Raw genomic sequence first — 10913 nt, 5'->3', positions numbered from 1 at the left:
GTGGGCCACTTCGATGATGCCCGTCTCCTTGTCCTCGCCGATGATGCCCACCGACTTCTTGTCCTTCAGGTAGTTCCAGAATGCGGTGGGGGTATCCGTGTTCTTGGCAATCTTGTCCTCGTAGTATCCCAGCCCCGTCTCGTCCACTGCCTCCCGCGCCAGCGGCTCCGCGTTCTTGTAGATAATCTTGGCTGCCTCGTATACCAGCTTATCTACCTGCTCCTGGTTATACTCCTTGATTGCTTCCACCGCTTTCCGCGCTCGCTCTACATATTCCTCTACTTTCATTCCTATTTCCGCTCCTTTGCTATTTTTTATGGTTTTAACAGAAGACCTTTCCGGGCTTATTACTCCTCCCAAACAGCGCCTTCCTTGATGTCGATGTTGTAAGTGATGCCCAGCGCATTTGCCCAGGCAATATACTGCTCGACCTGCTCATCATCCAGCATATCAGAGGAAATCAGGCCCTTCTGGGGGACCATGTCGTTGACCAGCAGCTTGGTATAGAGGAATGCACCCTGGCCGGTCAGGTACATCTCGCCGGTCATCTTGGCCCGCTCGTAGGCCTCCTTCAGGCCGGGAGAGGACACATGCAGGTCGACCATCACGTCCTTGCCGTTCTTCTTGCCGTAAGCCTCGCAGACAAATGCGCCGTTATCCTCCACGATGCCCTCGTCGATGATGGCCTTAATAACCTCGGGATCCTTCGGCGGCGTTGGAATGTGTTTGAGAACCCAGTCGAAGGGAACGATCTCATGGCCGTCAAACTCCTCAGGCGTGTGGTGCAGCAGGCCGGCTTTGTACAGGCCTTCGGAAAACTCGATGCCAGTTCCGCCGTATTTGAAATAGGCATTCTTGCAGCCCTTGAAGTACTTCTCGCGGTTAAAGCCGATGTACACGGGCTCGTCGTGGGCATGCTCTACCAAGGTAACCTCCCGGCCGCACTCCGGCCAGTTGCGCTTAATGGGACGGCTGAAGGGCTTGGTCCGGATCTGCTTACAGTTCTCAAAGGCGTAAGCATCCTCTTCCATGTCACATAGAGCCACCTCTGGAGACCAGAAGAACGGAATGAAGCGTTTCGTGCGGGTACCCTCATACACCATGCAGGCAATCGTGTCGCACTCGTCCAACTCATTGACCGCCTTCCGCGCCATAACACACATCACGCCTGGGGCGGAGCCGGTACCGATGATGGCGGTGGTGCCGTTTTCGGCAAACTTCCTGCCATACTCGGTGTACATGTACTTAATGCCTTCCAGCCAAGTGTCGTACTCCGGATAGCCCTCCACCACGTTCTCACAGGCGGACAGATCCTGATAGCATGCCTTAATTTGCAGCGCGGCGTTCATCACGTTCACACCGAACTCCAGGGGCATCACGTTCACGATTAGTTCGCAGCCCTCCGCCGCCTTTGCAATTTCGTCCACGTTGGCTGCATTCACTTGCTTCGGCGTCCCCTTCTTCATCAGCTTGCAGACAGCCTCCGCTGCAGCTAGGTTATAGTCCGCGCAGACAACCTCTTCAATGTTCGGTTCTTCGTCTAACCTTCTGCAGATGGTAGATCCTTGCGCGCCGCAGCCGCACACCATTACTTTTTTCATGTCAAAATTTCCTCCTTATCAGAATCAAATTCAAATATTTGTTTGGGTCGCCGCAAAACAAAAAGATCACTCGATTTCTCCGTTTGGAACTATACCATGCATCTCTTTGATCATGTCATCCAGCTTTTTCTTTCTGGCAGGCCGCAGAGCTTCCAGCGCAGGACCTTCCGTCTTTTTGCCGACGCGCACCATCACGGCGCCCGCAATCATCAAAACAGCACCGATGGCCAGGCAGAGAATCAGCATGCCGCTGAAATTGCTGAACAGGCCGGTCCCATATTCCTCCAGGTAATACTCCACGCCGTATTCCCTTTCGTACAGGTACAGGAAAACGGCCGCGCCAACAGACATGAGGCCCGAGAGCACCATATACATGCCCACATTGATTAAATCGCCCAGATCCAGCTTGGTCTTTGGGTTGAGCGGATAGAGCTCCGGATCGTCCAGCACCCGTCCCTTATAGACCCATTTGCACAGCAGATACGCAATCAATCCGCCGAAAATGACCACAAAGCCAGTGACAAAATAATCTGTTCCATTGACGTAAATAGCCAGCAGGCTTACCAGAATCACACTGATGGACATCAGCCACAGGCCCAGGTTTCCGCCGGGCATAATGGTAAGGCCCATGCGCCGCCGCTCCTCCACCGGATAGATCTTCCGGAACTTAATTACACAGGCAACCAGCATCAGATAGAGATACATCTGGATGGGGTTGGTGGCCATTACCAGGGTGGTGAAGTCGAACTGGCAGGTAATAATTGTGAAAATTGCCAGCAGGATAATGGAAACGGTGGGAATGCCCCGCTTGTCGACCTTCTTCATAATAGGCGGGAACATGTGGTCGTCCGCCATGACGAAGAATGCCCGGGATCCGTGGGCGATGTACGAGCAGAAAATGGAGCAGTTGGAGATAATCGCGATGATCACGAACAGCACGCCCGCCCAGGTGCCCACATGCTGCATCAGCACGTCCGCGTAACCGATGTTGCCGCCGCCCTGCTCTGTGGACCATGCGCTCCAATTGCCGACAGCCGCTAGGGCCGCCAGGGTTGGGAGAATATAGGACAGGGCGATGATGGGCTGGGAAAGACGCATGGCCTTGGGAATAACCTGTGGGTTTTCCAGCTCCGCCGCCATGTTGGACATGCACTCATAGCCCATGTACATCCAGATGATGATGGCCACACCGTCGCCGATGGAGTGGGTCAGGCCCTCCTCCGGATTGAAGAACGGCTGGAAGGGGCTGACATTCCAATTCATAAAGCCCACAATGGCCACTGCGGCAAAGCCCGCAATCACCAGGACGGTGAAGAAGGTCTCCAGCCGCTCTAGCCAGTCCAGACCGATGATGTTCACGATGGTGAAAACAATGACCACCGCTACCTTGACCATGAAGGTTCCCGTATCTGACAAGTCCACCAGCTTCGCCGCGTAGCCGGCAACCAGCGCGCAGTATTCCGCCTGGCACAGCCACGTGGTCAAAGCTGACCACAGACCTACCTGCCAGCCCCAGAATTCACCGAAGGACTCTCTTCCCCAGGAATAAACGCCGCCCTCTGTCGGCAGAAGGGATCCAAGTTCTCCCACCATCTCGCACAGCGGGAAAGACCAAATGAAGGGGAAGATGATCAACATGGCAAGGGTCAGGCCCGGACCGCTGGCGGAAATTGCTTCCTCGATTCCGAAGCAGCCAGCCGCGACAAAGGAAAAAACAATTGCAATGACACCAATCGTTGACATCTTTGACTTTTTCAGCAAGTCTGTATTTTTCTCGCTCATTTCTCTCCTCCTCTTTTTTGTATTGTTTTGGATACCTGGACTCAGTAAACCCTTACCGGCAACACCTCCAGTCAAATTTGTATAAATTCAATATTTTTTCAATAAACCAATCTCCGAAATTGTCTATTTTTCATATAAAATGATAAAAAAAGACAAGGAAAATTACTCGCGTAATTTTCCTCTGTCTTTTTGCCAGTTGGTTATAGCCTCATTGGCTCCACATTAAAGTGGTCTTTCCAAAGTACCGTCGAACAGCCTTTTCTTTACCTGTCAGTTTCCCCGGAGCATTCGCTAAATGCCCCAGCTTTCCGCGTCGGTCTTCCATATCGTTTCAACCAAATGGAATGTTTCGGACTGTTGTCGTTCGGTTCATGATTCAGTTGTTTTGGACCTCTGTTTGTCTTGCTGTATTTATGATACACAACCCATTCAGCAAAAACAACCCCACTTTTAAACAAGAATGCCACAAAATTCTTGTTTAAAATATCCAAATTTTTAGGGTACTTATATTTCTGTAGGATGTATTTTTGCTGAAGACTGCGACGGCAAACGCGCAGCTAACCAGCCTGTATGTTGGACGACGGAACGCTTCTTTTTTCTTGACGCTTCCCCCAAATTCTGCTACATTACGCTCAGACACAGCCGCGGATACATGTGTACCTTCAGGAATGGAGCAGAAAAAATGATTGCTTTTTTGACCAGCAGCCCCGGCGGATCCTATCTGGAGGGCGGCGTCCGGAAGCCATGCAGGCTCAGTGAGGAGAACGGCTTTTTGGACCGCTTGTCCGCAGTCTGGCCGGAGAAGGCCCACTGCCTCTTGATTTGCGCAGAGCCGGACAACTCCGCCGAAAATGACGGGATGCGCCGAAACTTTTTAGTGTCCCTTCCCATGAGCGGCCTCTCCTTGTCCAGCTTCGCCCTCTGTGACAGCCGCAGCGCGGATGCGCTTCCCTCCCTGCTGGCGGAGAGCGACGTTGTCATTTTATCCGGCGGACACACCCTCACCCAAAACCGCTTTTTCCGTCGCCTTGGCCTGAAGGATCTGATCCGGAGCTTTGACGGTGTGCTAATCGGCATCAGCGGCGGCTCCATGAACAGCGCAAAGGTAGTGTACGCCCAGCCGGAGTGGGAGGGCGACTTTGAAGACCCCTCCTACGATCGGTTTCCAGATGGGCTTGGGCTTACCGACATCATGATTCTCCCTCACTATCAGCTTTTGAAGGATCAAGTTTTAGAGGGAAAGCGCCTGATTGAGGACGTTGCCCTGCCGGACAGTATGGGCAGGACCTTCTATGCCCTGCCGGATGGGAGCTATGTACAGCTGAAGGACGGAAAAAGTGAAATTGTCGGCGAAGCTTATGTGATCCATGACGGTTCTATCCGCCGCCTCTGATTTTTTCCATCTCAAAATCCCCCTATATTTTGTTGTGTGATTCCACTTTACACATATTGAAAATTATCATTTTTTAATGCATATAAAAAGGCTGACCTCCCAGCGGAGGCCAGCCTTTGATCTCGTATGCATCAATGGATGAACATGGCGTCGCCGAAGGAGAAGAACCGATACCGCTCCTTCACCGCTTCCTCATAGGCGGCCAGCGTGTGCTCCCGTCCCGCCAGGGCGGACACCAGCATGATGAGGGTGGACTCCGGCAGGTGGAAATTGGTCACCAGGGCGTCCAGCACCTTGAAGCGGTAACCGGGGTAGATGAAAATGTTTGTCCACCCGGCCCTGGCCTCCATGTGGCCGTCCTCTCCCGCCCAGGATTCCAGCGTCCGGCAGGAGGTGGTGCCCACGCAGATACACCGCCCGCCCCCGGCCTTTGTCCGGTTGATGAGGTCCGCCGTCTCCTGTGGAATCGTGCAGAACTCGCTGTGCATGGGGTGCTCCTCGATATTGTCCTCCTTCACGGGGCGGAAGGTGCCAAGCCCCACGTGGAGGGTCACATACCCGATGCCAACGCCCATTTGGGCGATTTTTTCCAGTAACTCCGGTGTAAAGTGCAGTCCCGCCGTGGGAGCCGCCGCGCTGCCCACCACCTTGGAATACACGGTCTGATACCGCTCCTGGTCCTGGAGCTCCTCCTTGATGTAGGGCGGCAGCGGCATTTTGCCCAGGTGCTCCAGCACCTCCAGAAAAATCCCCTCGTAATCGAAGCGGACCAGGCGGTTGCCGCCCTCCAGCTCCGCCGTCACCTCCGCAGTCAGCTCTCCGCCGCCGAAGGAAAGCTTTGTCCCCGGCTTCATCTTCCGGCCCGGCCGCACCAGGCACTCCCAGGTTTTCTCTCCCCGGTCGATTAAAAGCAGCACCTCGCAGGCGCCGCCGCCGGGCAGGCGCTGACCCAAAAGCCGGGCCGGCAGCACTCTGGAATCGTTTAAAATCAGGCAGTCGCCGGGGCGCAAAAAGTCCGGCAGCTCATAGAAATGGTGATGCTCCCAGGTGCCGGTCCTCTTGTCCAGCGTCATCAGGCGGGAGGTGTCCCGCTTTTCGATGGGGGTCTGGGCAATCAGCTCCTGGGGCAGTTCATAGGCAAAATCACTGGTTTTCATGTCGTTTCCTGTTCTTCACCCGACGGTGACGTCTGTATAGTAAAATTCCAGAATATCCTGGTAGTCGTAGCCCTGCTCCGCCATGGCCTTTGCACCGTACTGGCTGAGCCCCACATTGTGGCCGTTGCCGGTGCCGATGATGGTAAGGCTTCCATTCCGGACGCCGGAGGTGCCGTTGTTTCCGCCCCCTGCTGTCACCGTCCCCGTGCCGGAGGCAGTTACCACGCTGGCGCTGTCTCCCGTCAGCTGGCTGACGGTGCCGCTTCCGGAGATGACGGACACCCCGTCCAGACTGCTCAGGCGGTTTCCGGTGCCGTTGACATAGCAGCTTCCTCCGCTTCCGCTGCTGCCGCCCACAATCTCAAACCGCAGGCTGCGGACGTTTTTGCCGTAGGTGGTGGAGTAAAAGGCCATGCGGGCGTCGTCTCCCTTCACAGTGAGGGTCCTGCCGGAGGTGTCCACAAAGGTCACCTTGTATACATTTCCCTGGGCCGTCTGCTCCGAGATGATCACATCCTCCACCGTGCCGATGGAATATCCGCTGTTCTGCAGCACCCAGGTCAGCTCCGCCATGGTATAGGTGACGGTGTAGCCGTAATTGGGGATGGTGGTCATCGCCTCATAGGGGTCGGCCTTTCCCTTCAGGTACGGCACTTCGCTGCCCCAGACGTTGGCGGCATCCTCGGTGGCGCCGCCGTCAGAAGAGTGGTACACCGCCTCTACCAGCTCGCCGTCATAGTACATGCAAACCCCGGCGGTATTCTCCACCGCCTCGTCGCTCCGCTCGGAGGGATACACACTTCCGTTGCCTACGCCATAGTATACTTGGCAGTCCGTTGTGTTGCACACATCAAAGCCGTAAAGGCTCAAATGCTTGGTAGTGCGGCAGACAAAGTTCCGGGCGCAGACCGCCTGGGCCTCCAGCGCCGCCAGGGGCCAGTCCCCCGGCATCTCATAGGGCACCACGCCCTTCACATAGTCCTCCAGCTCCACCACGTTGATGACGTTCAGGCTTCCGCCGGTGACCCGGACGTACTCAAATCCGCCGTAGTACTTATACCCTTTGAACCAGGTGACAGCGCTCTCCCGCCGGCTCTGGGGCAGGACGCCCAGATTCACGGCCCCCTGGCAATCAAATTCAAACAGGACCTCCGTGCTTTTGGTGCATGTCACCAGCACGCCGGTGGAACCGGACTTCACCGCCTCGCCGCCGATGTCCGCGGCCATGTCCTCCGCCTCGTCCCGGTCGGCGTAGCACCCCACCCGTACCACATACTCTCCTGAAATGTAAGCAGGATAGGCGTCGTCGTGATTCTGTGCTTCCTCCTGGGCCTCCTCAAAGGAGCCGAAGCCGTCCAGCTGGGCGTGGTATGCCCCCAGCACCCGGTAGCTGCCCGCAGGCACGGCGTCGGAGTAGACGCCGCTGCTGTTCATATAAATGGTGCCGGCGGCGGTCATGGAGAGGGTGGTCTCCTCCGTCTCCCCCAGGGCCACAAAATCCCGGTCCGCGTCAAAGTATCCGAATTCGTATCCGCTGCCCACCGCGTTTTCCAGGTTGGCGGAAAACAGGGCGCCGGAACCGTATTTCAGGCCCACCTTTACCGTGTCGTTCACCACGGCGGAGGCGGAAACTGCATAAAAGGCGAAAAATGTCACAACGAGCAGTGTGGTCCAAAGCAGCTTTTTCATGAATCCTCCCAATATCCACAGCCTTGACGGCACCGAAAAAGTATGCTAACATACATACAAATGTCCGTGCCGGAAGTACACGCCTTCCAATTTCCAATCTTGAAATATTATAGTACAAAGCGGCGCCACATTCAACCAAAATTCGACGGGAACCGGTTTTGCCCTTCCCGGCGTAACAATGCAGCAGGAGGAGACATAGTATGAAACAGTACAAAGTCGGCATCATCGGCGGCACCGGTATGGTGGGCCAGCGGTTTATCACATTGATGGAAAACCATCCCTGGTTCCAGCTCACCGCCATCGCCGCCAGCACCCGCAGTGCCGGGAAGCCCTATGCAGAAGCCGTGGAGGGCCGCTGGGCTCTGGACATCCCCATGCCCGAGGAGGCCAAAAACATCGTCGTGCTGGACGCGGAGGCCGACGCCGAGAAGCTGGCGAAGCTGGTGGATTTCTGCTTCTGCGCCGTGGATATGAAAAAAGAGGAAATCCGTGCGCTGGAGGAGAAGTACGCCAAGCTGGAGTGTCCCATCGTCTCCAACAACTCCGCCAACCGCTGGACGGACGACGTTCCCATGGTAGTGCCGGAGCTCAACGCCGAGCACATCGCCGTCATCGACGACCAGCGCAAGCGCCTGGGGACGAAGCGGGGTTTTATCGCCGTCAAGTCCAACTGCTCCCTCCAGAGCTACGTCCCGGCCCTGCATCCCCTGAAGAAGTATGGTCTGGAGCAGGTGCTGGTCTGTACTTATCAGGCCATCTCCGGCGCCGGCAAGACCTTCCAGCGCTGGCCCGAGATGGTGGATAACTGCATCCCCTACATCGGCGGCGAAGAGGAAAAGAGCGAGCAGGAGCCTTTGAAGCTGTGGGGCCATGTGGAAAACGGAAAAATTGTCAAGGCGGACGGCCCCTCCATTACCGCCCAGTGCATCCGGGTGGCCTGCCAGGACGGCCACATGGCCGCTGTGTTCATGAAGTTCAAGGATGGCTGCAAGCCCTCCATCGACCAGATTAAGGCCGACTGGGCCGCCTTCTCCGGCCCCGCCCAGGAGCTGAACCTCCCCTCCGCCCCCAAGCAGTTCCTCCACTATTTTGAGGAGGAGAACCGCCCCCAGACGAAGCTGGACCGAAACCTGGAGCACGGCATGGCAGTCTCCATCGGCCGTCTGCGGCCCGATACCCAGTACGATTATAAGTTTGTCTGCCTCTCCCACAACACCCTCCGGGGCGCGGCCGGCGGCGCGGTGCTGCTGGCGGAGCTGCTGTGCGCAAAGGGTTACATCGAGCCCCAGCAGTGACCTGACGGTCACCGCCGGGGACCCCCCACTCCACTCAAACGTCCGGGCAAAGCCCGTCCGTTTCAAGGGTTTCGCCGTCTGCGAAACCGCTTGTTCGCCGCATGAGCGGCGGCTTAGCAGTGACCTGACGGTCACCGCCGGGGACCCCGCATTCCACTCAAACGTCCGGGCAAAGCCCGTCCGTTTCAAGGGTTTCGCCGTCTGCGAAACCGCTTGTTCGCCGCATGAGCGGCGGCTCAGCAGTGACCTGACAGTCACCGCTGGGACCCATCTGCTATTTGTCTACGTACGAAAGAAACGGCTTGCCGCTGACTGCGGCAGGCCGTTTTGACGTCCATATCGTATCCATTCACATATTTTATTTGGAAAAGGAGACTGATATTCTGTGAAGGAACCTCTCTTTACGGGTTCTGGCGTAGCGATTGTCACGCCCTTTACAAAGGAAACCGTTGATATTGCTGCCCTGCGGCGGCTCATCGACTTTCAGCTGGAAAACCACACGGATGCCATCATTGTCTGCGGCACCACCGGCGAAGCCAGTACCATGAGCTACCGGGAACGGATGCGCACCGTGGAGTTCTGCGTGGAGTATGTAGACGGCCGGGTTCCGGTAATCGCCGGCAGCGGATCCAACTCCACGGAAAACGCCGTCGCTCTCTCCCGGGATGCAGAGCGGGCCGGGGCCGATGGATTGCTGGTGGTGACCCCTTACTACAATAAGGCCACCCAAAAGGGCCTGGTGCGGCACTATCAGGTGATTGCAGATGCTGTGCACGTTCCGGTGATTCTCTATGATGTCCCCTCCCGTACCGGCGTCGCCATGGCTCCGGAGACCTATGCCATCCTGGCGGAGCATCCCAACATCAACGGCGTGAAGGAGGCAAGCGGGAACTTCAGCAACATCCAGAAGACCCGTAGCCTCTGCGCAGATGACCTTTTCATCTGGTCCGGCAACGACGACGAGGCGGCCGCCATCTGCATGCTGGGCGGCAAGGGTGTCATTTCCGTGGTGGCCAACATCCTTCCCCGGGAAATGCATGATCTGATACAGTTGTGCCTCTCTAACGATTTTGCCGCCGCCGGACAGCTTCAGCTGGAGCTGAAGGACTTCTGCGACGCCATGTTCTGCGAGGTAAACCCCATCCCGGTAAAGACGGCTCTGAATCTGCTGGGCTTTGATGTGGGTCCCCTGCGCCTTCCCCTATGCGAACCGACGGAGGCCAGCCTTGCCCGGCTGCGGAAGGTGCTCTCGGATTACCATCTCCCTGTCCTGTCCTGACCGGTATGTCCACACAGCAGCCAAAAACCTCCGGAACCAATCGGTTCCGGAGGCTTTGCCTTGTAAAGCTCTCAGCTGCCGTCCCTTACCGGTTAATGAGATACAGTCCCGCCATGCACACCAGAACCCCGGCAATCTTCGTGCCGGTGATAGCCTCATGGTAAAAAACGTACCCAATCAGAATCAGGACGACCGCAAGAATCGAACTGTGGATCAGCTGGCCCGTGCTGATGTTCCAGCCGGCCTTGTACATATAAATGGATCCGGCCTCAAGTCCCACGATGGCCAGCCCCAGCACAACGCTGCTCCAGTTCAGGCAGCGGTATTCCGCAAGCAGGCTGCCTCCACGGTTCAGCAGCAGATACAGTCCGGTAGAGACCGCCGCCCCTACAAGATACGTCACCGTAAGGGAGGCCAGCGGATGTACGTCCGCCGGCGTGGATTTGGAGCAGACATGGTAAAAGACATTGGACACAACAATCAGCACAATGGGCCAATTATATTCCATTATGGCAAGCACCTCCATGTTCTCTGTTGGGCGGGCGGCAGACAAGCAAAACCGGCAGTAAGAATCGCCTTACTGCCGGTAGGTGCGCACCCGTTTTTGATAATGTTGTGCCGAACAGCTATCAAAACAGCCATCCGGATCACCCCGGCCCAAGGCCTGAAGCCTCATCGCCCGGACACAGAGCATCCAAATTACTTGTAAAATACTTT

At 56.4% G+C, this 10913-nt stretch carries 8 protein-coding genes and 1 pseudogene; 3 read left to right on the top strand and 6 right to left on the bottom strand.

What is annotated here, in order from left to right; all coding sequences use genetic code 11:
* The 3 genes and pseudogenes from BMZ81_RS07335 to BMZ81_RS07325 form a co-directional block, all read right to left on the bottom strand.
* Window positions 1-288: pseudogene (locus BMZ81_RS07335) on the bottom strand (succinate-semialdehyde dehydrogenase); the annotation flags it as partial.
* 59 nt (window positions 289-347) lie between these two features.
* Window positions 348-1601 (bottom strand): saccharopine dehydrogenase family protein, encoded by a 1254-nt coding sequence (locus tag BMZ81_RS07330; RefSeq protein WP_091130367.1) that lies wholly within the window; start codon window positions 1599-1601, stop codon window positions 348-350.
* Window positions 1602-1667: 66 nt separating this feature from the next.
* Window positions 1668-3383, bottom strand: coding sequence for an APC family permease (locus BMZ81_RS07325; RefSeq protein ID WP_091130363.1), 1716 nt, complete (start codon window positions 3381-3383; stop codon window positions 1668-1670).
* Window positions 3384-4065: 682 nt separating this feature from the next.
* On the opposite strand from BMZ81_RS07325, the gene BMZ81_RS07320 reads away from it, so the two are divergent.
* Window positions 4066-4776: a Type 1 glutamine amidotransferase-like domain-containing protein gene (locus tag BMZ81_RS07320; protein WP_177187238.1), complete on the top strand. Its 711-nt coding sequence runs from the start codon at window positions 4066-4068 to the stop codon at window positions 4774-4776.
* Between the two features lie 131 nt (window positions 4777-4907).
* Here BMZ81_RS07320 and queA read toward each other — a convergent pair whose 3' ends face one another.
* Window positions 4908-5933: a tRNA preQ1(34) S-adenosylmethionine ribosyltransferase-isomerase QueA gene (queA, locus tag BMZ81_RS07315; RefSeq protein ID WP_091130359.1), complete on the bottom strand. Its 1026-nt coding sequence runs from the start codon at window positions 5931-5933 to the stop codon at window positions 4908-4910.
* 15 nt (window positions 5934-5948) lie between these two features.
* Window positions 5949-7622, bottom strand: a complete 1674-nt coding sequence (locus BMZ81_RS07310; RefSeq protein WP_091130357.1) for a SpoIID/LytB domain-containing protein — start codon at window positions 7620-7622, stop codon at window positions 5949-5951.
* Between the two features lie 200 nt (window positions 7623-7822).
* Between BMZ81_RS07310 and asd the strand changes: the two genes are divergently transcribed.
* Together asd and dapA are read left to right on the top strand one after the other, a co-directional pair.
* Window positions 7823-8917 carry an aspartate-semialdehyde dehydrogenase gene (asd, locus tag BMZ81_RS07305; RefSeq protein ID WP_091130354.1) on the top strand — a complete coding sequence of 365 codons (1095 nt, stop codon included), beginning with the start codon at window positions 7823-7825 and terminating at the stop codon, window positions 8915-8917.
* 385 nt (window positions 8918-9302) lie between these two features.
* Window positions 9303-10196 (top strand): 4-hydroxy-tetrahydrodipicolinate synthase, encoded by an 894-nt coding sequence (gene dapA / locus BMZ81_RS07300; RefSeq protein WP_091130352.1) that lies wholly within the window; start codon window positions 9303-9305, stop codon window positions 10194-10196.
* 85 nt (window positions 10197-10281) lie between these two features.
* On the opposite strand, the gene BMZ81_RS07295 is transcribed toward dapA, so the two are convergent.
* Window positions 10282-10704 carry an EamA family transporter gene (locus BMZ81_RS07295; RefSeq protein ID WP_091130350.1) on the bottom strand — a complete coding sequence of 141 codons (423 nt, stop codon included), beginning with the start codon at window positions 10702-10704 and terminating at the stop codon, window positions 10282-10284.
* Between the last annotated feature and the right edge of the window lie 209 nt (window positions 10705-10913).

The organism is Oscillibacter sp. PC13 (assembly GCF_900115635.1).
Classification (GTDB): domain Bacteria; phylum Bacillota; class Clostridia; order Oscillospirales; family Oscillospiraceae; genus Oscillibacter.
The sequence above is the reverse complement of the archived record's forward strand: the minus strand, read 5'-3'. Positions and strand labels throughout refer to the sequence as shown.